Annotated in this window: 23 protein-coding genes; 16 read left to right on the forward strand and 7 right to left on the reverse strand. The window is 75.5% G+C overall.

Annotation, left to right across the window (positions count from 1 at the left end; translation table 11 throughout):
• Nucleotides 1-78: 78 nt before the first annotated feature.
• The 5 genes from DQ241_RS01515 to DQ241_RS01535 all read left to right on the forward strand — a co-directional run bounded on the left by DQ241_RS01515 (nucleotide 79) and on the right by DQ241_RS01535 (nucleotide 6,326).
• Nucleotides 79-1,356, forward strand: a complete 1,278-nt coding sequence (locus DQ241_RS01515) for an MFS transporter (protein WP_233492142.1) — start codon at nucleotides 79-81, stop codon at nucleotides 1,354-1,356.
• 75 nt (nucleotides 1,357-1,431) lie between these two features.
• On the forward strand, nucleotides 1,432-2,277 hold the full coding sequence (locus DQ241_RS01520; protein ID WP_233492143.1) for an aldo/keto reductase: 846 nt from the start codon (nucleotides 1,432-1,434) through the stop codon (nucleotides 2,275-2,277).
• 100 nt (nucleotides 2,278-2,377) lie between these two features.
• A complete protein-coding gene (locus tag DQ241_RS01525) occupies nucleotides 2,378-2,953 on the forward strand; it encodes a PadR family transcriptional regulator (protein WP_113828391.1) in 576 nt (191 codons plus the stop codon).
• Entirely contained in the window at nucleotides 2,950-3,678 is a 729-nt protein-coding gene (locus tag DQ241_RS01530) for an ABC transporter ATP-binding protein (protein WP_113828392.1), read from the forward strand. The genes DQ241_RS01525 and DQ241_RS01530 overlap by 4 nt, the downstream gene beginning before the upstream one ends.
• Nucleotides 3,675-6,326, forward strand: coding sequence for an FtsX-like permease family protein (locus DQ241_RS01535; RefSeq protein WP_113828393.1), 2,652 nt, complete (start codon nucleotides 3,675-3,677; stop codon nucleotides 6,324-6,326). Before DQ241_RS01530 ends, DQ241_RS01535 begins: the two co-directional genes overlap by 4 nt.
• On the opposite strand, the gene DQ241_RS01540 is transcribed toward DQ241_RS01535, so the two are convergent.
• Complete coding sequence (locus DQ241_RS01540; RefSeq protein WP_113828394.1) at nucleotides 6,323-7,132, reverse strand: DUF3097 domain-containing protein; 810 nt, start codon at nucleotides 7,130-7,132, stop codon at nucleotides 6,323-6,325. The two genes, DQ241_RS01535 and DQ241_RS01540, sit on opposite strands and share 4 nt — an antisense overlap.
• Nucleotides 7,133-7,469: 337 nt before the next feature.
• On the opposite strand from DQ241_RS01540, the gene DQ241_RS01545 reads away from it, so the two are divergent.
• Nucleotides 7,470-8,321, forward strand: coding sequence for a DUF2382 domain-containing protein (locus DQ241_RS01545; protein ID WP_113828395.1), 852 nt, complete (start codon nucleotides 7,470-7,472; stop codon nucleotides 8,319-8,321).
• 91 nt (nucleotides 8,322-8,412) lie between these two features.
• Here DQ241_RS01545 and DQ241_RS01550 read toward each other — a convergent pair whose 3' ends face one another.
• A complete protein-coding gene (locus tag DQ241_RS01550) occupies nucleotides 8,413-9,693 on the reverse strand; it encodes a M18 family aminopeptidase (RefSeq protein ID WP_113828396.1) in 1,281 nt (426 codons plus the stop codon).
• 58 nt (nucleotides 9,694-9,751) lie between these two features.
• Between DQ241_RS01550 and DQ241_RS01555 the strand changes: the two genes are divergently transcribed.
• The 5 genes from DQ241_RS01555 to DQ241_RS01575 all read left to right on the forward strand — a co-directional run bounded on the left by DQ241_RS01555 (nucleotide 9,752) and on the right by DQ241_RS01575 (nucleotide 14,186).
• Nucleotides 9,752-10,639 (forward strand): MoxR family ATPase, encoded by an 888-nt coding sequence (locus DQ241_RS01555; protein WP_233492144.1) that lies wholly within the window; start codon nucleotides 9,752-9,754, stop codon nucleotides 10,637-10,639.
• On the forward strand, nucleotides 10,632-11,753 hold the full coding sequence (locus DQ241_RS01560; protein ID WP_113828398.1) for a VWA domain-containing protein: 1,122 nt from the start codon (nucleotides 10,632-10,634) through the stop codon (nucleotides 11,751-11,753). Before DQ241_RS01555 ends, DQ241_RS01560 begins: the two co-directional genes overlap by 8 nt.
• Nucleotides 11,734-12,855, forward strand: coding sequence for an XdhC/CoxI family protein (locus tag DQ241_RS01565; RefSeq protein ID WP_113828399.1), 1,122 nt, complete (start codon nucleotides 11,734-11,736; stop codon nucleotides 12,853-12,855). Before DQ241_RS01560 ends, DQ241_RS01565 begins: the two co-directional genes overlap by 20 nt.
• Entirely contained in the window at nucleotides 12,789-13,436 is a 648-nt protein-coding gene (locus DQ241_RS01570; RefSeq protein ID WP_233492145.1) for a molybdenum cofactor biosysynthesis protein, read from the forward strand. The genes DQ241_RS01565 and DQ241_RS01570 overlap by 67 nt, the downstream gene beginning before the upstream one ends.
• Before the next feature lie 78 nt (nucleotides 13,437-13,514).
• A complete protein-coding gene (locus DQ241_RS01575; protein ID WP_113828400.1) occupies nucleotides 13,515-14,186 on the forward strand; it encodes a hypothetical protein in 672 nt (223 codons plus the stop codon).
• A 65-nt stretch (nucleotides 14,187-14,251) separates the two neighbouring features.
• Here DQ241_RS01575 and DQ241_RS01580 read toward each other — a convergent pair whose 3' ends face one another.
• The 3 genes from DQ241_RS01580 to DQ241_RS01590 are packed head-to-tail and all read right to left on the reverse strand — an operon-like array spanning nucleotide 14,252 to nucleotide 17,287.
• A complete protein-coding gene (locus DQ241_RS01580; protein WP_233492146.1) occupies nucleotides 14,252-15,259 on the reverse strand; it encodes a VWA domain-containing protein in 1,008 nt (335 codons plus the stop codon).
• Nucleotides 15,256-16,140, reverse strand: coding sequence for a MoxR family ATPase (locus DQ241_RS01585; RefSeq protein WP_233492147.1), 885 nt, complete (start codon nucleotides 16,138-16,140; stop codon nucleotides 15,256-15,258). Before DQ241_RS01585 ends, DQ241_RS01580 begins: the two co-directional genes overlap by 4 nt.
• Before the next feature lie 19 nt (nucleotides 16,141-16,159).
• Nucleotides 16,160-17,287 (reverse strand): NDMA-dependent alcohol dehydrogenase, encoded by a 1,128-nt coding sequence (locus DQ241_RS01590; protein WP_113828401.1) that lies wholly within the window; start codon nucleotides 17,285-17,287, stop codon nucleotides 16,160-16,162.
• A gap of 173 nt (nucleotides 17,288-17,460) precedes the next feature.
• Here DQ241_RS01590 and DQ241_RS01595 point away from each other — a divergent pair, with 173 nt between their 5' ends.
• From DQ241_RS01595 to DQ241_RS01605, 3 genes are read left to right on the forward strand one after another with little or no spacing between them, the layout of a single operon-like run.
• On the forward strand, nucleotides 17,461-18,927 hold the full coding sequence (locus DQ241_RS01595) for a bifunctional 3-(3-hydroxy-phenyl)propionate/3-hydroxycinnamic acid hydroxylase (RefSeq protein WP_113828402.1): 1,467 nt from the start codon (nucleotides 17,461-17,463) through the stop codon (nucleotides 18,925-18,927).
• A gap of 11 nt (nucleotides 18,928-18,938) precedes the next feature.
• Nucleotides 18,939-19,265, forward strand: coding sequence for a DUF6204 family protein (locus tag DQ241_RS01600; protein ID WP_147252310.1), 327 nt, complete (start codon nucleotides 18,939-18,941; stop codon nucleotides 19,263-19,265).
• A gap of 30 nt (nucleotides 19,266-19,295) precedes the next feature.
• Complete coding sequence (locus tag DQ241_RS01605) at nucleotides 19,296-19,502, forward strand: hypothetical protein (protein WP_113828404.1); 207 nt, start codon at nucleotides 19,296-19,298, stop codon at nucleotides 19,500-19,502.
• Between the two features lie 24 nt (nucleotides 19,503-19,526).
• Here DQ241_RS01605 and mftD read toward each other — a convergent pair whose 3' ends face one another.
• Nucleotides 19,527-20,732 (reverse strand): pre-mycofactocin synthase MftD, encoded by a 1,206-nt coding sequence (gene mftD / locus DQ241_RS01610; protein ID WP_113828405.1) that lies wholly within the window; start codon nucleotides 20,730-20,732, stop codon nucleotides 19,527-19,529.
• Nucleotides 20,733-20,865: 133 nt separating this feature from the next.
• On the opposite strand from mftD, the gene DQ241_RS01615 reads away from it, so the two are divergent.
• Nucleotides 20,866-21,687, forward strand: coding sequence for a mycofactocin-coupled SDR family oxidoreductase (locus DQ241_RS01615; protein ID WP_113828406.1), 822 nt, complete (start codon nucleotides 20,866-20,868; stop codon nucleotides 21,685-21,687).
• Here DQ241_RS01615 and DQ241_RS01620 read toward each other — a convergent pair.
• Nucleotides 21,641-22,264 carry a TetR family transcriptional regulator gene (locus DQ241_RS01620; RefSeq protein WP_233492148.1) on the reverse strand — a complete coding sequence of 208 codons (624 nt, stop codon included), beginning with the start codon at nucleotides 22,262-22,264 and terminating at the stop codon, nucleotides 21,641-21,643. The genes DQ241_RS01615 and DQ241_RS01620 overlap by 47 nt on opposite strands.
• A gap of 141 nt (nucleotides 22,265-22,405) precedes the next feature.
• Here DQ241_RS01620 and mftA point away from each other — a divergent pair, with 141 nt between their 5' ends.
• The gene (mftA, locus tag DQ241_RS01625; protein ID WP_113828903.1) at nucleotides 22,406-22,525 is read left to right on the forward strand and encodes a mycofactocin precursor MftA; all 120 of its coding nucleotides are present in this window, start codon (nucleotides 22,406-22,408) and stop codon (nucleotides 22,523-22,525) included.
• Nucleotides 22,526-22,527: the final 2 nt, after the last annotated feature.

The raw sequence follows: 22,527 nt of genomic DNA on the forward strand, positions 1-22,527 counted from the left end.
TGCCGCCGTCCACCCGGCCGCGGCTAGGCTCGCGCCGCCACCCGAGAGCCCGGCGGAGCACGAGACCCGCACTCGCCCGTGGCCAGGAAGCGCGAGAAGCCCGTGTTCCCCCGCAAGCTGTTCGGTCCCTACCTGCGCCTGTTCGCCGTTCCCGGCGCCCTCGCCTTCTCCGCCGCCGGCTGGGTGGGCCGCCTCCCGGCCCCCATGCTGGGTCTGGGCGCGGTCCTCCTGGTGGAGGGCGAGACCGGCAGCTACGGCGTGGCCGGCGCGGTGTCGGGCACCCTGGCGCTGAGCTTCGCGCTCGCCGGCCCGCAGTGGGCGCGGGCGATGGACCGCCGGGGCCAGGGCCCCGTGCTGCGGGTCGCCATGGTCGGCCTGCTGCTGGCGGGGATCGCGTTCGTCACCGCGGTCGAGGTCGGTGCCCCGCGGTGGAGCTGGTTCGCGCTCGCCGCGCTCACCGGCGGTTTCGGGCCGAACATCGGCTCGATGGTGCGGGCGCGCTGGTCCGCCGCGCTGGACCGGGAGGGCACGCAGACCGCCTACGCCTTCGAGGCCGTCGCCGACGAGGTGGTCTTCGTGCTCGGCCCGCCCCTGGTCACGCTGCTGGCGACGCTGATCGCCCCGCCGGTCGGCTTCCTCACCGGCATCGTCTCCGGCGTCGTCGGCGGCTTCTGGCTCTCCGGGCTGCGCGCGACCGAGCCGCCGCTGCACCCGGTCGACGACGCCGCGCCCCGCAGGCGCCGGTCGGTGCTGACCCCGGCGCTGCTGGTCGTCACGGTCACCTACCTGGCGGTGGGCACCGTGTTCGGCGCGATCGACGTCGTCGTCGTCGGGTTCGCCGAGCACGAGGGCGCGCAGGCGCTGTCCGGCCTGGTGCTGGCGGTGTTCGCGGGCGGCAGCCTGGTCGCCGGGCTCGCCTACGGCCTGGCGAAGCTGCCCGGCACGCTGGCCCAGCGCTTCGTCGGGACGGCGCTCGCCTTCGCACTGGCCGCGCAGCTGCTGTGGGGCGTCGGCTCGCTGCCGGTGCTGGTCGCCTGCGGGTTCCTCGCCGGGCTGACCATCGCACCGGTGCTGGTCTCGGGAACCTCGCTGGTCGAGTCGCGCGTCGCCCCCGGCGTGCTGACCGAGTCGCTGGCGTGGACGATCACCGGGCTCACCGTCGGTGTCACGGCCGGCTCGGCGCTGGCCGGGGCCGCCGTCGACGCGTGGGGCGCCGAGGAGGCCTTCGCCGTCCCCGCGACGGCGGCGGCGATGGCCGCCGTGCTCGCGCTGCTCGGGGCGCCGTTGCTGCGCTCCCGCGACGCGGCCGAGGGCTCTCCTGCCGCGACCTTGGTTGAGGACCGCATCAACGGGTAGGGCGCGACGGGCCGGTTGTGCACCGCCGATCGCGGCGGCCCCGGCTCTCCCCCCGACCGTGGAAAGGACATCCCTGTGGCTTCTGCCCCAGTGCCCGGCATCGCCCTCAACAACGGCGTCGAGATCCCGCAGCTCGGTTTCGGCGTCTACCAGGTCCCGCCGGAGGACACCGCCGACGTCGTCGCCCAGGCGCTCGAGGTCGGCTACCGGCACATCGACACCGCCGAGATGTACGGCAACGAGAAGGGTGTCGGCGAGGCGATCGCCCGCTCCGGCCTCGACCGCGCCGAGGTCTTCGTCACCAGCAAGCTCAACAACGGCTTCCACCGCCGGGACGACGCCCTGCGCGCGTTCGACCGGACGCTGGCCGACCTCGGCCTCGAGCAGCTCGACCTGTTCCTCATCCACTGGCCGCTGCCGGGCATCGACGTCGACTACGTCGAGACCTGGAAGGCGATGGAGGAGATCTACCGGTCCGGCCGCTGCCGCGCGATCGGCGTCTCGAACTTCAACCCGCACCACCTGAACCGGCTGTTCGACGAGACCGAGGTGGTCCCGGCGGTCAACCAGATCGAGGTGCACCCCTACCTCGCGCAGGACGACGTCCGCGCCTTCGACGCCCAGCACGGCATCGTCACCGAGGCGTGGTCGCCCATCGCGCAGGGCAAGGTCCTCGACGACCCGGCGATCACCGCGATCGCCGAGCGGGTGGGCCGGACCCCGGCGCAGGTCGTGCTCCGCTGGCACGTCCAGCGCGGCGACGTCGTCTTCCCGAAGTCCGTGTCCCGCGAACGCATGGCGCAGAACTTCGCGCTGTTCGACTTCGAGCTGGGCCAGGACGACATGGCCACGCTGACCGGGCTGGACCGCGCCGAGCGCACCGGACCCGATCCCGACACCTTCAACTACATCCCCGGCTGAACCACCCCGAACGGGCCCGTCCGCGCCGCGGACGGGACCGTTCGCGTGTCGGTGCCTAGACGCTGGACGTGGGCATACCGAGTATGCATACTCCGTATCCATGTCCATCCGACACGGTCTGCTCGCGCTCCTGGAGCGCGGTCCCCGCCACGGCTACCAGCTGCGCGCCGAGTTCGACGCTGCCACCGGAGCCACCTGGCCGCTGAACGTCGGGCAGGTCTACTCGACCCTCGACCGGCTCGAGCGCGACGGCCTCGTCGCCCAGGACGGCGACCCCGATCCCGACGGCCGCATCGCCTACCGGCTGACCGACACCGGGCACGCCGAGGTGCGCGGCTGGTTCGCCTCCCCGGTCAGCCCCAAGGGCGCGCCGCGCGACGAGCTGGCCATCAAGCTGGCGCTGGCCGTGACGACGCCGGGCGTCGACGTCCTCTCCGTCGTCCAGACGCAGCGGACCGGCACGATGACCGCGCTGCAGGAGCTCACCCGGCTGAAGACCCGCGCAGCCGGCGACGACCTCGCCTGGTCGCTGGTGCTCGACTCGCTGGTCTTCCGCGCCGAGGCCGAGATCCGCTGGCTGGACCACTGCGAGGCGCGCGTCGCGCGGGCCGCCGCCGCCCGTCCGCAGAACGCCGTCGTCCCTGTCTCCACGACCGGTCCGGCGGTGCGGCGGTGAGCGCCCCGGTGCTGGTCCTGTCCGGCGTCACCCGCGAGCACCGGCAGGGCGACACGGTCGTGCACGCGCTGCGCGGCGTGGACCTCGCGGTGCACCCCGGCGAGCTGGTGGCGGTCATGGGCCCCTCGGGGTCGGGCAAGTCCACGCTGCTGCACGTCGCCGGCGGGCTCGACACCCCCACCGCCGGCCGGGTGCTGGTCGAGGACCGCGACCTCGCCGAGCTGTCGGCCGCCCAGGTGGCCGCCGTCCGCCGGCGCAGCATCGGGTACGTCTTCCAGGACCTCAACCTGCTGCCCTCGCTCACCGCGCTGGAGAACGTCTCGCTGCCGCTGGAGCTCGACGGCACCCGCGGCGGGCTCGCCCGGCGGGCGGCCCGCGACGCGCTGGACGAGGTCGGTGTCGGCCACCTCGCCGGGCGCTTCCCCGACGACATGTCCGGCGGCCAGCAGCAGCGGGTGGCGATCGCCCGCGCGCTGGTGGGGCCGCGCCGGCTGCTCCTCGCCGACGAGCCCACCGGGGCGCTGGACTCCACCACCGGCGAGGAGGTGCTGCGCGTGCTCCGCGCCCGCTGCGAGGCCGGCGCCGCCGGCGTCCTCGTCACGCACGAGGCCCGGCACGCCGCGTGGGCCGACCGGGTGGTCTTCCTGCGCGACGGCGTCGTGGTCGACCAGAGCGGCCCGGCCGCGGGGGCGGAGTCGCTGCTGACCGCCGGCGGCGGGGCGTGAGCGGCTGGCTGTCCCGGTGGCGGCTGGCGCTGCGCATCGCGCGGCGTGACGCGCGGCGGCACAGGGGCCGCACGCTGCTGGTCGTGCTCATGGTCGGGTTGCCGGTGCTGGTGATCACCGGGGGCGACACGCTGTTCCGGACCGAGGGCGTCACCGCGGCCGAGGAGCTGCCCGCACGCCTCGGTGGCGCCGACGTGCGGATCACCGGGGAGTCCCGGCAGGAGGTCTGGGCCGACCCCGCGACGGGCATCGTCTGGGGGAAGGGGCGGTTCGCCGACCCGCCGTGGACCGCGGACGAGGTGCAGGGCCTGCTCCCGGCCGGTTCCCGGTTGGTGGAGGCCGCAACCGGCTGGCTCTACCTGCGCACCGACGGGGGCTACGCCCGCGTGGAGGCGTACGCCGAGGACGCCGCGGACCCGATGATCGACGGCCGCTACGAGGTGCTCGACGGCCGGCTCCCGGACCGGCCCGGGGAGGTCGCGGTCAGCCCGGACGTCGCCGACCGCGTCGGCGGCCTCGGCGAGGAGGTCGCGCTCACCCGCGACGAGGTCCCCGCGGAGGTCGTCGGCGTCGTGCGCCGGCCCTTCGAGTCCGGCGACCTGCTCGTCGTCCCGGGCGAGGACGCCGACCTGCTGTCCGACCCGCTGAGCCGGTTCTTCGCCGACGTGCCCGCGGGTCTGGACTGGGCCGCGGTGCAGGCGCTCAACCGGCGCGGGCTCTCCGTCCTCTCCCGCGAGGTGGCCCTGGACCCGCCGCCGGAGGCCGCCTGGCTGCCGCCGCAGGCCGTCGGCTACTCCCAGCCGGGCAGCGATGCCGCCGAGATCGCGGTCATCGCCCTGGTCGTGGCCGCACTCGTCCTGGAGGTGGTGCTGCTGGCCGGCCCCGCCTTCGCCGTCGGCGTCCGCAGGCAGCGGCGCGACCTGGCCCTGATCGGCGCCACCGGCGGCTCGGCCGGCGACCTGCGCCGGATCGTGCTCGCCAACGGCGTGGTCCTCGGCGGCGGGGCCGGGGTCCTGGGCGCGGCGGCCGGGATCGGGTTGGCCGCCGCGGCGGTCCCGGTCATCGAGGCGCGCACCGACCTGGTGTTCGGGCCGTTCGACGTCCCGGTCCTCGAGGTGCTGCTGGTCGTGGCGGTCGCGGTGCTCGCGGGGCTGGCGGCCGCCTGGTTCCCGGCACGGCAGGCGGCGCGCACCGACGTCGTCGACGCCCTGGCCGGCCGGCGCGGGCAGATCCGCACCTCCTGGCGTTCCCCGGTGGCCGGCCTGGTGGCCGGCGCCGCGGGGTTGGCCCTCGTCGTCCTCGGCGCGCGGGGCACGGAACTCGCCGTCGCCGCCGGAGCGGCGCTGCTGATCATCGGCATCGTGGTCGCCACCCCCTGGTTGGTGGGCCTGCTCGCCCCGCTCGCGGAGCGGCTGCCGGTGCCCGGCCGGCTGGCCGTCCGGGATGCCACCCGGAACCGCAGCCGGACCGCGCCCGCCGTCGCCGCCGTCATGGCGACGGTCGCCGGCATCACCGCGCTGGTCATCGGCAGCGCCAGCGACAGCGCCCAGGCGCGGCGCGACTACGTGCCGTCGGCCCCGCTGGGCGCGGGTCAGGTGCACGGCGGCACGGACATGGCGGAATCCGACTGGGACGCGGTGGTGGCCGTGCTGGAGGGCGAGGCGCCGGACCGTCCGGTGCACCGGCTGCGCGGCAACACCTACGCCGGGACGGGGGTGCAGGACGAACTGGTCGCGATCGAGGACGGCTGCACCGGCGCCGTCACCTCCTGCCGCTGGTTCCCGGTCGGGTCGAACGTCATGACGACCGCCGGCGAGCTGCTCGTCGCCGACTCCGCCGCGCTGCGTGCGGTCGCCGGCGACCAGGTCCCCGATGAGGTGCTGGCGGCGGTCGACGCCGGCCGGGTCGCCGTGCTCGGGGACGGCGCCGTCGGCGAGGACGGGGTGGTGACCCTGGCCGGCGCGCGGTACGACGGCGCGGGCGGCAGCACGACGCTCGGCACGGCGCAGCTGCCCGCGGTGGAGGTGCAGCTGCCCGGCGCCACGCAGCGGGCGATCAGCGTGCCCGCGCTCGTCGTCGTCCCCCCGTCCCTGCTGGACCGGCTGCCGATCCCGGTGGAGACCACCGGCCTGGTCACCGGCGGACCGGACGACCCGGTGACCGAGGCGCAGGAGCAGCGGATCGACGAGGCGCTGGCCGTCACGGCGGGCGAGGGCGGGATCTCCGTCGAGCGGGGCTGGCAGGACGACCTCGCCCTGGCGCGCGTGATCCTCGTCCTGGTCGGCGGCGCCCTGGTGCTGATCGCCACGCTCACCGCCACGGGGCTGGCGCTCACCGACGCCCGGCCGGACTTCGCCACCCTCGCCGCCGTCGGCGCGGCGCCGCGGACCCGCCGGTTCATGGCGATGGCCTCGGCCGCGGTGGTCGGCGGGGGAGGGGCGCTGCTCGGGGTGCTCGTCGGCATCGCGCCCGGGATCGCGGTCGCCTACCCGCTGACCAGCACCGACTACGGTTCGGGCGCCCAGCCGGTGGTGGACGTCCCGTGGGGAGTGCTGGCGGCCGTCGGGATCGCCGTCCCGCTGGTGGCCGTCGCCGTCACCGGCCTGTTCGTGCGGTCCCGCCTGCCGATGGCCCGCCGGATGGGCTAGTCCGTCGTCACGAAGTCGATGAGCTCCTCGACCCGGCCGATCAGCTGCGGCTCGAGGTCGGTCCAGGTGCGCACGCGGGCCAGGATCCGCTGGGCCCACACGTAGCCGGTGTCGTCCTCCCAGCCCAGCCGCCTGCAGACGCCGGTCTTCCAGTCCTCGCCCTTCGGCACGGTCGGCCAGGCCGCGATCCCGACGACCGAGGGCTTCACCGCCTGCCAGATGTCGATGTACGGGTGGCCGACGACCAGGGCGTGCTCGCCGGTGATCTGCTCGGCGATCCGGCTCTCCTTGGAGCCGCGCACCAGGTGGTCCACGAGCACGCCGAGCCGCCGGCCGGAGGACGGGCGGAACTCGCGCACGATGCCCGGCAGGTCGTCCACGCCGTGCAGCGGCTCGACGACGACGCCCTCGATCCGCAGGTCGTGGCCCCACACCTTCTCGACGAGCTCGGCGTCGTGCTTGCCCTCGACGTAGATGCGGCCCTCGCGCGCGACCCGGGCGCGGGCGCCGGCCACGTAGGTGGAGCCGGATGCGCTGCGGGCCGGGCCGGCCGGCGCCTTCGGCTTGGGCCGCACCAGGACCACCGGCCGGCCGTCGACCCAGAAGCCGGGGCCCAGGGGGTAGGCGCGCACCTTCCCGAAGCGGTCCTCCAGGTGGACGACGTCCTTCTCGCACCGCACCACGGCTCCGACGAAGCCCGAGCTCGGGTCCTCCACCACGAGGTCGTGCTCCGCCTCCACCTGCGGTGACGGCTTCTTGACCGTGCGCGGGTGGACGAGGTTGTCGTAGGGGGAACGCGGCGGCATGCCTCCATGCTGAGCAGCCGGACCCGCCGCACGGCGACGACGCGCCGGAGAGCGGACCGTTCCGACACGCCCGGGCGCGGCCCGGTCGCGGACCGTCACCGGTCCCGCCGGTCGTTGGACTGTGCAACGGCCGATCCGGTTGTGCCCCGCGCATCGGCCGGTGACCTGCGGAAACCGGCCAGGAGCGATACCGGGTCACAGGTACCCGCCGGTCCGGCAGGGCGCCCGGACACCCGTCGCGGACCGATGCGAACCGGCCGCGGCCGTTTCGCCGTGCCGGTGGGGGTCACCCAGAAGAGTGACCGCGAACACCGCTGAGATGGGAGCGAACCCAACGATGATCGGCACCGAAACCCTCGACCGCGTGATCGGCAAGGACGTCTACGACGAGTCCGGGCAGAAGATCGGCTCCGCCTCCGAGGTCTACCTCGACGACGAGACGGGACGGCCGGAGTGGGTCACCGTCAAGACCGGCATGTTCGGCACGAAGGAGTCCTTCGTCCCCATCCGGGACGCCGACCTGACCGATGACGGCCTCCGCGTACCGATCAGCAAGGAGCGGGTCAAGGACGCCCCCAAGATCGACACCGACGGTCACCTGTCCCCGCAGGAGGAGCAGGAGCTCTACCACTACTACGGCATGGGCACCGGCACCGGCACGACCGGGCGGACCACCGACACCATGACGACCACCGAGTCCACGACCGGCATGGCCGGGACGGGGACGGCGGGCACCGGGATGGCCGCGGGCGGCACGACCGACGTCAACCGCCACGGGACGGTCGGCCACGACACCTCCGGCCCGACCACCGACGACGCCATGACCCGCTCCGAGGAGCGGCTGAACGTCGGTACCCGCAGCGAGGAGGTCGGCCGCGCCCGCCTGCGCAAGTACGTGGTCACCGAGAACGTGACCGAGACCGTGCCGGTGAGCCGCGAGGAGGTCCGCGTCGAGCGCGAGCCGATCACCGACGCGAACGTCGGCAACGCGCTGGACGGCCCCGCCATCAGCGAGGAGGAGCACGAGGTCACGCTCCGCGCCGAGCGCCCCGTGGTGGAGAAGGAGGCCGTCCCCGTCGAGCGCGTCCGCCTGGACAAGGAGACCGTCACCGACCAGGAGACCGTCAGCGCCGACGTCCGCAAGGAGGAGATCGAGGTGGACGGCGCCCGGGACGACCGGCGCATGTGACACAGCACCCCTCCTCGGAGGGGGCCGGATCAGCCGCGGCCGGCCGGGCGACCACGATGCCCCGGCCGGCCGCCGGGCTGCCCGCCGTCGGTCAGTCCGCCAGGCAGGCGGTCAGGGCCGACACCACGTGCGGGACGTCGAGCGCCGAGGTCAGCTCCCGGCAGGAGTGCATGGCCAGCATCGGGGCGCCGACGTCGACCGTCGCGATCCCGAGCCGGGTGGCCGTCAGCGGGCCGATCGTGCTCCCGCAGGGCAGGTCGGCGCGGGTGACGAACATCTGCAGCGGGACGCCCGCCTCGGCGCAGCGCTCCCGGAACCAGCCGCCGGTCGCGGCGTCGGTCGCGTAGGACTGGTTCGCGTTGACCTTCAGCACGGGGCCGCCGCCCAGCTGCGGCTGGTGCGCCGGCTCGTGCCGGTCGGACCGGGTCGGGTGCACCGCGTGCGCCATGTCGGCCGACACCAGCACCGAGCGCGCGATCGCCCGGTGCACCGCCTGCGCGTCCGCGGGATCGGCGAGGCCGGCCAGCCGGCGGAGCACGTCCTCGAGGAAGCTGCCGCGGGCGCCGGCCATCGAGCCGCTGCCCACCTCCTCGTGGTCGTTGCAGACCAGCACCTGGGTGCGTTCCCCCGCCGGCGCGGCCAGCAGGGCCAGCAGCCCGGCGTGGCACGAGGCGAGGTTGTCCAGCCGCGGCGCGGCGATCCAGGTGCCGTCGGCCCCAGCCCGGCCCGCCGGCTGGGTGTCGGCGAGCACGAGGTCGTGCCCCACCACGTCGGCCACGTCGACGCCGGCGGCCTCGGCCAGCGCGGCGAGCAGCCCCGGCTCGTCGCCCAGGTCGCGTGACCAGACCGGCACCAGGTGGCGCTGCGGATCGAGGGTCAGCCCCTCCCGCACGCCGCGGTCGAGGTGGATGGCCAGCGACGGCAGCCGGAGCGGCGCGCCCGGCAGCCGGACCAGGGTGGTCGTCCCACCTCGGAGCGCCACCCGCCCGGCGACGGTGAGCTCGCGGTCGAGCCAGGTGTGCCACAGCCCGCCGCCGTAGGGCTCCACGCCGACCAGGCGGTAGCCGGCCTGGCGGACGTCGGAGTTCGGCCGGACCTTGAAGGTGGGGGAGTCGGTGTGCGCGCCGACCACGCGGAAGCCGCTCTCCGCGGGCGCCGCCGTCCCGACCCGGAACGCGACGATGCTGCCGTGCCGCACCACGAAGTGCCGGCCGCCCGGGGCCGGGGCCCAGCGGTCGGCCTCGGCCAGCTCGGTGAAGCCGGCGGCGGTCAGCCGCCGCGCGAGCTCGGCGACGGCGTGCGACGGCGAGGGGGACGCGTCGACGAAGGCCCGCAGGTCGTCGCCCGCGGCGAGGGCGTCGGGAGTCGGCATGGGCTCATCGTCTCCCGCCGCCGACGGGTGGGTGGCGCCGGGTGGGATGCTGCTGCGTGTGAGCGAGCGCACGGTCCCCGCCGACCCCGACGAGCTGGCCGCCGCCCTGGAGCGGACCGGCTACCTGCCCGACGAGGGGCTGGCGACGGCCGCCTACCTGGCGCTGGCCATGCACCGGCCGCTGTTCCTCGAGGGCGAGGCGGGTGTGGGCAAGACCGCGCTGGCGCACGCGCTGGCCGAGGTCACCGGCCGGCCGCTGCACCGGCTGCAGTGCTACGAGGGGCTGGAGGCCAGCCAGGCGCTCTACGACTGGGACTTCGGCCGCCAGCTGCTGCACCTGCGGGCCGCCGAGGCCGCCCACGCGACCGGCGACACCGAGCAGCTGGAGGCCTCGCTCTACGACCGGCGGTTCCTGCTCGCCCGCCCGCTGCTGCGCGCGCTCGAGGACTCCCCCAGCGTGCTGCTGGTCGACGAGGTGGACCGCGCCGACGACGAGTTCGAGGCGTTCCTGCTCGAGGTGCTCAGCGACTTCACCATCTCCATCCCCGAGCTCGGCACGGTGCGGGCGCAGACCCCGCCGCTGGTCGTCCTCACCTCCAACCGCACCCGCGAGGTGCACGACGCGCTCAAGCGGCGCTGCCTCTACCACTGGCTGCAGCACCCCGACTTCGACCGCGAGGTGGCGATCCTGCGGCGCCGGCTGCCCGACGTCACCGAGCAGCTGGCCCGCGAGGTGGCCCGGGCGACCGCAAAGCTGCGCACCCTGGACCTGCTCAAGCCGCCCGGCATCGCCGAGGCGATGGACTGGGCCACGGCGCTGCACACGCTGGGCGCGAAGGAGCTCGACCCCGACCTGGCCGCGCGCACGCTCGGCGCTGTCCTCAAGTACCGGGAGGACACCGAGCGGGTCCAGGGTGCGGTGAAGGAGGCCCTCTTCGGTGCCTAGGCGCGACGTGGTCGACACCGTGCTCGGCTTCGCCCGGACGCTGCGGACCGCCGGCGTGGCGGCCTCGCCCGACCGCGTCGAGGCGATGCTCGGCGCCCTCGGACACCTCGACGTGCTCCAGCCCTCCGACGTCTACTGGGCCGGACGACTGACCCTCTGCTCGGGACCGGACGACCTGGATCGCTACGACGCCGCGTTCGCCGCCTGGTTCTCCGGCGAGCGCCCCCGGCGCTCGCGCCCGGCTCAGCACGAACCGCCGCAGCTGGCCGCATCGGCCCCGCTGGACGCCGGGACCGGCAGCGGGGACGACGACCCCGACACCCCCGACCTCGCCGCCAAGGCCAGCGCCGAGGAGCTGCTGCGGCACCGCGACGTCGCCGAGCTGACGATCGCCGAGCGGGAGCACCTGCGCCGGCTGTTCGCCCTGCTGGTGCCGGCCCAGCCCATGCGGCCGGCCCGCCGGCGCCGGCCGAGCTCCCTGGGGCAGGTCCACCCCGCCCGAACCGTCCGCCGGGCGCTGCGCGAGGGCGGTGAGGTGACCCGCCTGATGCACCGCCGGCGCCGGCCGCGCCCGCGCCGCGTCGTCCTGCTGGTCGACGTCTCCGGCTCGATGGCCCCCTACGCCGACGCGCTGCTGCGCTTCGCGCACGCGGCGGTGCGGGCCCGGCCCGCCTCGACAGAGGTGTTCACCATCGGCACCCGGCTGACCCGCGTCACCCGCGAGCTGCGGCTGCGCGACGCCGACCGGGCGCTCGCCGCCAGCGGCTCGGCGATCCCCGACTGGTCCGGCGGCACGCGGCTGGGCGAGGTGCTCAAGGCGTTCCTGGATCGGTGGGGGCAGCGCGGCACGGCCCGCGGCGCGATCGTCGTCGTCTGCAGCGACGGCTGGGAGCGCGGCGGCACGGAGCTGCTGGGCGAGCAGATGGCGCGGCTGCGCCGGCTCGCGCACGCCGTGGTCTGGGTCAACCCGCACAAGGGCCGCAGCGGCTACGAGCCGCTGACCGGCGGCATGCAGGCGGCGCTGCCGTCGATCGACGCCTTCGTGGCCGGGCACAGCATGGCCGCGTTCGAGGAGCTGACAGGGGTGATCGCGCATGCGGGACGTTCTCGATGAGCTGATCGGCTGGTGGCAGGCGGGGGAGACCGTCGGCGTGGGCACGGTGGTGGGCACCTGGCGCTCGGCGCCCCGGCCGGCGGGTGCGGCGATGCTCGTCGGCCCCGACGGCACCGCGGTGGGCAGCGTCTCCGGCGGCTGCGTCGAGGGCGCGGTCTACGAGGAGGCCAAGGACGCCGTCGAGTCCGGCACCCCGGTCCTGCAGCGCTACGGCGTCAGCGACGACGACGCCTTCGCCGTCGGGCTGACCTGCGGCGGGATCCTCGACGTCTTCGTCGAGCCGGTGTCGCGCGAGTCGTTCCCCGAGCTGGGCGACATCGCCGAGTCGGTCGGGCGGCACGAGCCGGTCGCCGTCGTCACCGTGGTCGCCGGGCCGGACGACCGGCTGGGCCGCCGGCTGGTGCTGTGGCCGGACCGGGCCTCGGGCTCGCTGGGGGCGCAGCGGCTGGACGACGCCGTCGCCGACGACGCCCGCGGCATGCTGGCCGCCGGCCGCACCGGGCTGCTGCACGTCGGCCACGACGGCGAGCGGCGCGGCGACGACCTGACCCTCTTCGTGAACTCCTTCGCGCCCGCCGCCCGCATGGTGGTGTTCGGCGCGATCGACTTCGCCGCGGCCGTCGCCCGCGTAGGGGCCTTCCTCGGCTACCGGGTGACCGTGTGCGACGCCCGGCCGGTGTTCGCGACGCCGAAGCGCTTCCCCGAGGCGCACGAGGTCGTCGTCGAGTGGCCGCACCGGTATCTCCAGGCCGAGGTCGACGCCGGGCGGCTGGACGAGCGCACGGTGCTGTGCGTGCTCACCCACGACCCCAAGTTCGACGTCCCGCTGCTGGAGGTGGCGCTGCGGCTGCCGGTCGCCTACGTCGGCGCGATGGGCTCGCGGCGCACCCACGACGAGCGGATGGCGCGGTTGCGCGAGGCGGGGCTCACCGAGGAGGAGCTGGGCAGGCTGTCCTCGCCGATCGGCCTGGACCTGGGCGCCCGCACGCCGGAGGAGACCGCGGTGTCGATCGCGGCCGAGATCATCGCCGGCCGGTGGGGCGGCTCGGGGGAGCGGCTGGCCGGCACCGAGGGCCCCATCCACCGGACGGCCGACCGCTGAGCGAGGGCCCCTTCCCCGGGTGGGCGCACGCGTACGACGTCGAGGTCGTCGGGCTGGTCGTCTCGGCGGAGCACCGCTACGCCGGGCGCCCGGGCACGGCGGTGCCCGAGCAGGCCGCGGACCGCCGCGACCGCATCGAGGTCCGCGGCGGGGTCGGCGTCGTCGGCGACCGCTACGCCGGCAAGGGCGCGCACCGCGACGCGCAGCTGACCGTGCTCGCCGCCGAGGCGGTGGAGGCGCTGGCCGCCGAGCTCGGCACCGGCCCGCTCGATCCGCTCCTGGCCCGGCGCACCGTCGTCCTGCGAGGGGCGGAGGTCGAGGCGCTGCGCGGCGCCGAGTTCTCCCTCGACTGCGGGGAGGGCGAGGTGCGGCTGCGTGGCGGCCGCCCGGCCAACCCCTGCGCCTGGCTGGACACCGCCCTGGCCCCCGGGGCGCACCGCGGGATGCGCGGCCGGGCCGGGATCCGCTGCGCGGCCCTGTCCGACGGTGCCCTGCGGCTCGGACCTGCGGTGCTGCGCAGCGCCGTCCCACTGGACCCTCGACGCGCAGGGATCCCGCGCCGCCCGACACGCCACCCCTGAGTTCCCTGCAGGTCACCTGCACACTGCACGATGACGCCCGGCCCGGACCGCCGGGTTCCGACCCGACGAAGGAGATCCATGCGCATCCGCCAGCTCACCGCCACGGCCGGCGTGGCAGCCGCCGCCCTGCTGCTCACCGCCTGCGGGAGCGACAGCCCCCTCGAGGGCAAGAGCGGCGAGGAGGTCGCGGCCATGGCCGCCGACGCCCTCGAGGAGGCCGGCGCCGTGCACGTCACCGGCACGATGGAGCAGGACGGCGAGGAGGGCGAGATCGACCTCCAGCTGCAGGGTGACGACGTCTCCGGCTCGATCTCCCTGGGCGGCGTCGAGATCGGGCTCATCGTCGCCGACGGCGAGGTGTTCATGCAGGCCCCGGCCGACTTCTGGGCGGGCTTCGGCATGCCCGAGGAGGCCGCCGCCGAGTTCGACGACGCCTGGGTGATCGTCCCCTCGGACGCGGCTGCCGACTTCGCCGACTTCTCGCTCGCCGGGATCGCCGACGAGCTGCGCGACCCCGACGGCGACGTCAAGGAGGAGACCCGCAGCGACGAGCTGGACGGCGACCCGGTGCGCATCGTCGAGCAGGAGGACGGCAGCACCCTCACCGTCGCCGACGACGACCCGGCCTACCCGCTGGCCATGTCGAACGAGGAGGAGGGCAGCGAGCTCACCTTCAGCGACTTCGGCGAGGAGCAGGACATCTCCGCGCCCGCCGACGCCATCGACCTCACCGAGATGATGGCCGGCTGAGCTCCGCCCACCGCACGGCGACGGCCGGCCGGGACCGCACGGTTCCGGCCGGCCGTCCCCGTTCCTCAGCCCAGGAGCTCCCGCACGGCCGACGGGGCCTGGGTGGGCCGGTGCAGGGCGGCGACCCGGCCGCCCCCGGCGGCGGCCAGCGCCGCGCAGGAGGTCATCGCCTCCTCCTCGGGCGACAGCGCCAGCACCTGGAGCCGTGCCGGGATGCGGGCCAGCGCCGCGGCGGCGGCCAGCGGATCGGGGCTCTCGGTGGGGACGCCGTCGGACAGGAGGAGCACCTGCCGGTCGGCCGCCCGCGAGCGGGCGATCTGCGCCGCGGCCGTGCGCAGGCCCAGCTCGAGGTCGGTCGTGCCGCCGCCGCGCAGGTCGCACAGCCGGTCGACGACGACGTCGACCCGGGGATCGGCCGACAGCGGGCGCAGCACCACCGCGGTGGACCAGAACGCGACCACCCCGAGCTCGTCCCCCGGGCGCATCCGCTGCACCAGCGCGGCGGCGGTGAGCACGGCGGCGGCCAGCTCGTCCCCGGCCACGGACCCCGACGCGTCGACCAGCAGCACCGTCGCCCGGCCGGTGGACCGCCACCCGCGGGTGTGCAGGTGCTCGGCCCGCCAGTGCGGTTCCGCCCCGCGGGCGGCCAGGGTGGCGTCGAGGTCGACGTCGGAGCCGGTCGGCTCCTGCCGCGTCACGACCCGGCTGGTGCCCGGGCGGTCGGCGGTGCCGCGGCGCGGCGTGCCGAGCGGCAGGCGGGCGGCCAGCGCCCGGGCGGCGGCCCGCAGGCCGGGGTCGAACGCCCGCGCGGCGGCGGCCAGCACCCGGGCTGCCGCATCGGGGTCGCGGGCCGCCAGGTCGGCCACCGCGGCGGCGTCGAGCTCGCCGGCCCGCGGCGAGACGGCGTCGAAGCCGGGGGTGCCGCGGGAGAGCTGGTCGCGGCTGCTGCGGCGCGCGGCCGAGGAGCGGAGGAGGTCGGCGACCGCCTCCGGGTCCTCCACCACCCGGGGCGCCCGCCCGCCGGGCGGCAGACCGCCGGACGACGGCACCGACCCGGAGGCCCCGGGCGTCACGCTTTTCCCGGCTCCTCACCCGCCCGGCGCCAGATGTCGGCGACGACGTCCTCCACCGGCCGGGCGACGCCGTCGGCCAGGGTGACCTTGCCGGTCATCGCGGCCAGGGCGGCGTCGAGCCCGGTGCCGTCCTCGTGCGCCGCCGTCCCGCGCACGGTGGCGAGCTCCGCGGCGATCAGCACGGCGTCGATCGCGCCGCGCACGGAGGCGCCGAGGCGCAGCTCCGGGTGGTCGCGGGTGATCCGCACCGCCCGCACCGCCCGGGCGACGAGCGCGTCCGGCGCCCCGGTGGCGGCCGAGACCACGCGCCGCTCGGCCTCCTCGTCCTGGTAGCCCATCGCCACGCGGCAGGAGCGGTCGTACAGCGCCGGGGTGACCCGCGCGGTGCCGACGGCGTCGAACGGGTTCATGGCCGCGACCAGCCGGAACGTCGCCCGGGCGGCCACCGGGCCGTAGCGGGGCACGTGCATCTCCCGCTCGGACAGCACGCCGAGCAGGACGTTCATCGTCTCCTCGGGGACGCGGTTGAACTCCTCGACGTAGAGCAGCGCCCCCTCGGTCATGGCGCGGGTGAGCGGGCCGGGCACGAAGTTCTCGGGCCGGTAGTCCTCGGCCAGCACCCGGGAGGCGTCGTGGTGGCCGACCAGGCGGGTGGGGGTGAGCTCGGCGTTGCCCTCCACCAGCACCAGCGGGACTCCGGCGCCGTCGGCCAGCGACCGCAGCAGCGTCGTCTTCCCGGTGCCGGGCGGCCCCTCCAGGATGACGTTGCGCCCGGCGGACAGGGCCGCCGCCACGACCTCCGCCTCGCGGAGGCGCGCGACGACCCTGTCCCGGGCGACCCGCACCATGCCGCCGACGTCGAGCCGGGCGGCGGTGCTCACGGAAACGGGGAACCCCGGATCAGTCGTAGACGATGACGCCGCGCAGGTTCTTGCCGTCGTGCAGGTCGGCGTAGCCCTGGTTGATGTCGTCGAGCGTGTAGCGGGTGGTGATCAGCTCGTCGAGCTTGATCTTCCCCTCCTGGTAGAGCCGGAGCATCTTCTGCATGTCGGAGCTGGGGTTCTGGTCGCCGAACAGCGCGCCGCGGATCTCCTTGGTGAACAGCGCCAGCATGCTCGGGTTGATCGGGATGCCGACGTCGGTGAGGTCGCCCAGGCCGGTGATGACGACGCGGCCGCCCTTGCCGATGGCGTCGAACGCCTGGGCGACGTGCTCGCCCTTCAGCACCCCGACGGTGACCAGCGCCTTGTCGGCACCCTGCCCGTTGGTGACGCTGCGGGCGAAGTCGGCGGCCTCCTCGATGCTCGCGAAGGTCTCGGTCGCGCCGAGCTCCATCGCCTTCTCCCGCTTGAAGGCCACCGGGTCGACGGCGATGACGTGGCTGGCCCCGGCGTGCGCCGCGCCCTGGACGGCGTTGATGCCGATGCCCCCGACGCCCATCACGATCACCGTGTCGCCCGCGCGCACCTCGCCGGCCTGCACGGCGGTCCCCCAGCCGGTGCCCACCCCGCACCCCACGAGGCAGGCCACCTCGAGCGGGATGCTCTTGTCGATCTTCACCGTCGAGCGGATGTCGACCGTCGTGATCTCGGCGAACGTGCCGAGCCCGCACATCTGGCCGACCTCCTCGCCGTCGGCGGTCGTCACGCGGAAGCTCGTCGCGTCGTCCCACCGGGAGCCCACCAGCAGGTTGGCGCCGGAGTCGCAGATGTACTGCTGGCCGTTCGCGCAGTACCGGCAGCGGCCGCACCCGGGCAGGAACGAGAAGACGACGTGGTCGCCCTCCTCGTAGCCCTTCACACCGGGGCCGACCTTGGTGACGACGCCGGCACCCTCGTGCCCGCCCAGGAACGGGTACTTGCCGACGGGCATGTCCCCCGTGGCGATGTGGTCGTCGGAGTGGCACAGCCCGGAGGCGGCCAGCTTGACCTGCAGCTCGCCCTCCTGCGGGTCATCGACGACGAGGTCGACGACCTCCCACGAGCCGGGGGCCGAACGCATGATCGCGCCACGGGTGTTGACGGGCACAGGGACCTCCTCGTCGCCCTCGTCGTCGAGGGCCGTCCGCGCATGCGCGGGTCGCGCATGACCGGTTCGCACGTTATGGCCCAGGTCACACCGCGGGGAAGGGCCCTGCAACCTTCCCGGCGGGGCGAGCGCGCGCCGTGCAACGTGCAGCACCGCTCGGGGAGACTGGCGCGGTGCCCGCGGAGCCCGTCGTCGTCGTGGGTGCCGGGCCGGTCGGGCTGACCGCCGCGCTGCTGCTCGCGCGGCGCGGGCTGCGGGTCGTCGTCCTGGAGCGGCACCGCGCGCCCTACCCGCTGCCCCGCGCCGTCCACTTGGACGACGAGGTGTTCCGGGCGCTGCAGGCCGCGGGGGTGGCCGACGCGGTCGTCGCCCGCAGCCGCCCGATGGCCGGGCTGCGGCTGCTGGACGGCCGGCACCGGGTGCTGGCCGAGTTCGCCCGCCGTCCCGACGCCGGGCTGCACGGCTGGCCGCAGGGCTCGCTGGTGCACCAGCCCGACCTGGAGGAGGTGCTCGCCGCGGCCGTCGCAGCGGAGCCGGCCGTCGAGCTGCGCCGCGGCGTGGAGGTCACCGGCCTGGGGCAGGACGACGACGGCGTGACCGTGACGGCGACCGGGCGGGACGGTGGTGCGGACCGGTCCGTCCGCGCATCGGCGGTGCTGGGCTGCGACGGCGCCAACAGCACGGTGCGGGACCTGATCGGTGCGCGGATGCGCGACCTCGGCCCGGCCGACCGCTGGCTGGTGCTCGACGTGCGCTCCCCGGTGGAGCTGCCGGTGTGGCCCGGCGCGCACCAGGTGTGCGACTCGCACCGCCCGGCCACGTTCATGCCGGTCACCGGCGACCGGTACCGCTGGGAGAGCCGGCTGGCGCCGGGGGAGACGGTCGACGACGCCACCACGCCCCGGCGGCTGGCCGAGCTGCTCGCGCCGGTGGACCCGGGCCTGGTGGAGGTCGTGCGCGCGGTCGAGTACACGTTCCGCGCCCAGGTCGCCGACCGCTGGCGGGCCGGCCGAGTGCTGCTCGCCGGCGACGCGGCGCACCTCTCGCCGCCGTTCATCGGCCAGGGCATGGGCCTCGGACTGCGCGACGTGCACCAGCTGGCCTGGAAGCTCGCCGCCGTCCTGCGCGGGGACGTCGGCGAGGAGCTGCTGGACACCCACCAGCTCGAGCGGGAGCCGCACGCCCGCGCGCTGATCCGGGTCGCGCAGCTGCTGGGCCGGCTGATGACCGGCGGTGGGCGGGGTGGCGACGTCGCCCGCCGGGGGGTGCTGGCCGGCGTGCGCCGGCTCCCGGCGGTCGCCCGGCTGGCCACCGACAGCCGCACACCGCCCCTGCGCGGCGGGCCGCTCGTCGACCGCCGCGGGCGGGCGGGACGGCGGCTGGCGGGGACGCTGGTGCCGCAGCCGGAGGTGCTGGTCGACGGCCGCCCGTGCCGGCTGGACGACGTCCTCGGCGACGGCGCCGCGGAGCTCACCGCCGACCTCGAGGTGCGTCGCGACGACGGGACGGCGGTGCGGGTCGAGGACCCCAGCGGCGCCCTGCGGCGCTGGCTGGCCGGCGCGACGTCGGTGCGGATCCGCCCGGACCGCATCGTGCGGGCCGCCGAAACCCGGTCGCGTGCGGGGCGCGCACGCGGCTAGCCTCGCCCGCCGTGTCCACGCGCACCTACCGAGTGACCGTCCGCGGCGTGTTCGACGGCCTCGACGACGACCAGCGGGCCGCCCTCCGCGCGCGGTCGGCCGAGCACGACCTGATCACCTCCGGGTTCAGCGAGCAGGGCGCGCTCGCCTACGACGCCGCGCTGCGCGCCTTCAGCCACCGCGTCGTCGTCCGGGTGCCGGCCGGCCCCGACGAGGAGGCCGAGGCCCTCACCGCCGGCGAGCTCTCGGCGATCGACCGGCTCGGCGCGCTGGGCGTCGGCTACCGCGAGCTGCGCGTGTCGGCCGTCTGCGCGGACGACATCCGCATCCGCCGCTAGACCGCGGTCGATCGGGGTACCGCAGGCGGCATGAACATCGACAAGGACCAGATCCTGCAGCTGCTGCGCTCGCAGGGCGACCACGACAAGGCCCAGCAGGCCGACCAGGAGCTCCCCGGCCAGGTGGACACCGACCGCGACGCCGGCCTGCTCTCGAAGTTCGGCATCGACCCGATGGACCTGGTGAAGAAGCTCGGCGGCGGCGGGGGTCTGGGCGGCCTGCTCGGCAAGGACTGACCCCCGTCGGGCAGGCGCGCCGGGTCAGCCCTCCGGGGAGTCGGCTCCGGGGACCGCGCCGAGGCGCCGTTCGAAGGCCGGGGGGACTACCAGGTCGTCCGGGGAGAACTGGTCGATCGAGGTGTGGCCGAGGCCGATCATGGCCGAGCCCAGGCCGTCCCGGAGCAGGTCCAGGACGTTGCCGACGCCGGCCTCGCCGTTGGCGGCCAGGCCCCACAGGTAGGCGCGGCCGATCATGACCGCCCTGGCCCCCAGGGCCAGCGCCTTGGCGACGTCGCCGCCGCGCCGGATGCCGCCGTCCATCAGCACCTCGACGTCGTCGCCCACGGCGTCGGCGATCACCGGCAGCGCCCGGATCGCGGCGGGGGTGCCGTCGAGGTTGTTGCCACCGTGGTTGGACACCGAGATCGCGGTGACGCCCGCGTCGACGGCCCGCTTGGCGTCGTCGACCCGCATGACGCCCTTGAGCATGAACGGTGCCTCGGGCCACTGCTGGCGCAGCCACGCGACGTCGTCCCAGGTGGGCATCGGGGACTGCATCCACTGGCCGTAGGCCTCGAAGAACGTGGGGGCCGGGGCGCCGGGCGTCGGCACCATGTTGGGCACCGTCAGGTCGGGCAGCTTTCGGGTCTTCGCGAACTCCCACAGCCAGCGCGGCCTCAGCGCCACCTGCGGGGCGTAGCGGCGGACGGCCTCGAAGTCGATCCGCTCGGGGATGAACGGGCTGCCCCAGTCGCGGCCGTAGGAGAACGACCAGTCCAGGGTGGCGATGATGCCGGCCGCGCCGGCGCTGCGGGCCCGCTCCACCTTCGCGGCCATGACGTCGCGGTCCCCGACCCAGTAGAGCTGGAAGAAGGTCTTCGGGTTGGCCGCGATGACCTCCTCCATCGGCTTGCTGGCCATCGACGACAGCCCCATCGCGGTGCCCCGGGAGGCCGCGGCCCGCGCGACGGCCACCTCGCCGTCGGGGTTGACGGCCTGCACGCCGGTGGGGCTGATCAGCACCGGGAGGGAGATCTCCTGGCCCATCACCGTGGTCGCCATCTGCTTGTCGTTGGCCAGCCCGGCCGTGTGCGGGGCGAAGCCGAGCTCGGCGAAGGCCGCGATGTTGTCGTCGACGGTGAGGCCGCGCTCGGAGCCGGCCACGAGCGCGCCGTACACGCCCTTGGGCAGCCGCTTCTTCGCCCGGCGCTGCGCCTCGGCCACGGTCTCGAACCACGCGTTCGCCACTTGCCGACCTCCGTCGTCGCCCGCCGCGCCGGCCCTCGACGCCGGGTGGCACTGAGTGCCAAGCTACCGCACGGCGAGACCCACGCCACAGTTCGCGGGCGCCCCGCCCGCGTGGACGGAGGAGGACGAACGCATGAGCGGACGGCTGGACGGCAAGGTCGCCTTCATCACCGGGGCCGCGCGCGGCCAGGGGCGGGCGCACGCGGTGCGACTGGCCCGGGAGGGCGCCGACGTCCTCGCCCTGGACATCGCCGGGCCGCTGCCCGCGGGCGTCCCCTACGACCCGGCGACGCCGGAGGACCTCGCCGAGACCGCCCGGCTGGTGGAGGGAACCGGCCGGCGGGTGCTGACCCGCGAGGGCGACGTCCGCGACCTCGAGGGGCTCCAGGCCTTCGTCGCCGAGGGCGTGGCGGCCTTCGGGCGGCTGGACGTCGTCGTCGCCAACGCCGGCATCTGCATCCCGATGACCTGGGACGAGACGACGCCGCAGGTCTTCCAGGACACGCTGGACATCAACGTCACCGGCGTCTGGAACACGGTGATGGCCGCGGCGCCGCACATGGTCGAGGCCGGCAACGGCGGCTCGATCGTGCTGACCAGCTCCTACGCCGGCAAGAAGATGCAGCCGTTCATGATCCACTACACGACCAGCAAGCACGCGGTCACCGGCATGACCCGCGCGTTCGCCGCCGAGCTCGGCAGGCACCGCATCCGGGTCAACTCCATCCACCCCGGCGGCGTGGCCACCCCCATGGGCGGCGGCGACATGATCACCGCGATCGAGCGCACCAACGCCAGCAACCCGAAGCTGGCCGCCATGGGCACGCCCTTCATCGACCCGGGCTACGCCGAGGCGGACCAGATCGCCGACGCGGTCGCGTTCCTGGCCTCCGACGAGGCGTCGTTCATCACCGCCGAGCACCTGTCGATCGACGGTGGGTCGCAGTACTTCTGAGCGCGGGGAAGCCGCCGGCGAGCTCGTCGAAGGCGCGGTGCAGGTGCACCCGCAGGGACGACGGCTCGTCGGCGAGCCACGCCTCGAAGGCCGCCGTAGCGGCCGCCCGGCTGGTCCCGGCGACGAGGCGGGGGAGCAGCCCGCCGGCGTCGTCCCCGGTGCACCGGGCGACGAACTCGGCCACCACCCGGTCGACCTCGGCGTAGCGCAGCTGCGAGTGGGCCTGCAGGGCCGGCTCGGAGAGGATCAGCCGCATCCGCTCGCGCAGCACCGGCAGGTCGTCGGCGCCGTAGTCGTTGGCCTCGACGTAGGCGTCGCAGATGGTGCGGACCGGGGCCTGTGCCGGGTCGGCGGCCCGCAGCAGCCCGTCCAGCCGGGCGACGTGACCGGTGAAGTCGCCCCACACGGCGTCGGCCTTGGTCGCGTAGTGGCGGAAGAAGGTGCGGCGGCTGATGCCGGCGGCCTCGGCCACCTCGTCGGCGGTCACGGCGTCGAACCCGCGGCGGGCGAACAGCGCCAGGGCCGCGCGGTCCACCCGGGCGCGGGTCTCCGCGGCCGCCGGCCCCGTCTCCGTCACGCCGCTGATCATGCCGGTCGACCGCCCCGGGTGGATGCTGGTCCCGGCCCGGGAACCCTCCTTGCCGGTGGCACTGGGTGCCACTAGCGTGGGCCGCCCGAGGGTGACGCCGCTCACCCGCTCGATCTCCAGGGAGTGCAGATGCCCGAGACGCAGCAGGACACCCGGCCCGCCGAGACGACCGCCCCCGCCGCCGAGGAGCTGGTGGAGGAGTCGCTGGTCGAGGAGGTCTCCATCGACGGCATGTGCGGCGTCTACTGAGC

The sequence above is a fragment of the Blastococcus sp. TF02A-30 genome (assembly GCF_003319185.1).
GTDB lineage: Bacteria > Actinomycetota > Actinomycetes > Mycobacteriales > Geodermatophilaceae > Blastococcus.

Coding starts and splice junctions, on each gene's coding strand:
- DQ241_RS01525 (WP_113828391.1), top strand. CDS start 2,378: ATGTCCATCCGACACGGTCTGCTCGCGCTCCTGGAGCGCGGTCCCCGC.
- DQ241_RS01540 (WP_113828394.1), bottom strand. CDS start 7,132: ATGCCGCCGCGTTCCCCCTACGACAACCTCGTCCACCCGCGCACGGTC.
- DQ241_RS01545 (WP_113828395.1), top strand. CDS start 7,470: ATGATCGGCACCGAAACCCTCGACCGCGTGATCGGCAAGGACGTCTAC.
- DQ241_RS01550 (WP_113828396.1), bottom strand. CDS start 9,693: ATGCCGACTCCCGACGCCCTCGCCGCGGGCGACGACCTGCGGGCCTTC.
- DQ241_RS01565 (WP_113828399.1), top strand. CDS start 11,734: ATGCGGGACGTTCTCGATGAGCTGATCGGCTGGTGGCAGGCGGGGGAG.
- DQ241_RS01575 (WP_113828400.1), top strand. CDS start 13,515: ATGCGCATCCGCCAGCTCACCGCCACGGCCGGCGTGGCAGCCGCCGCC.
- DQ241_RS01605 (WP_113828404.1), top strand. CDS start 19,296: ATGAACATCGACAAGGACCAGATCCTGCAGCTGCTGCGCTCGCAGGGC.
- DQ241_RS01615 (WP_113828406.1), top strand. CDS start 20,866: ATGAGCGGACGGCTGGACGGCAAGGTCGCCTTCATCACCGGGGCCGCG.
- mftA (WP_113828903.1), top strand. CDS start 22,406: ATGCCCGAGACGCAGCAGGACACCCGGCCCGCCGAGACGACCGCCCCC.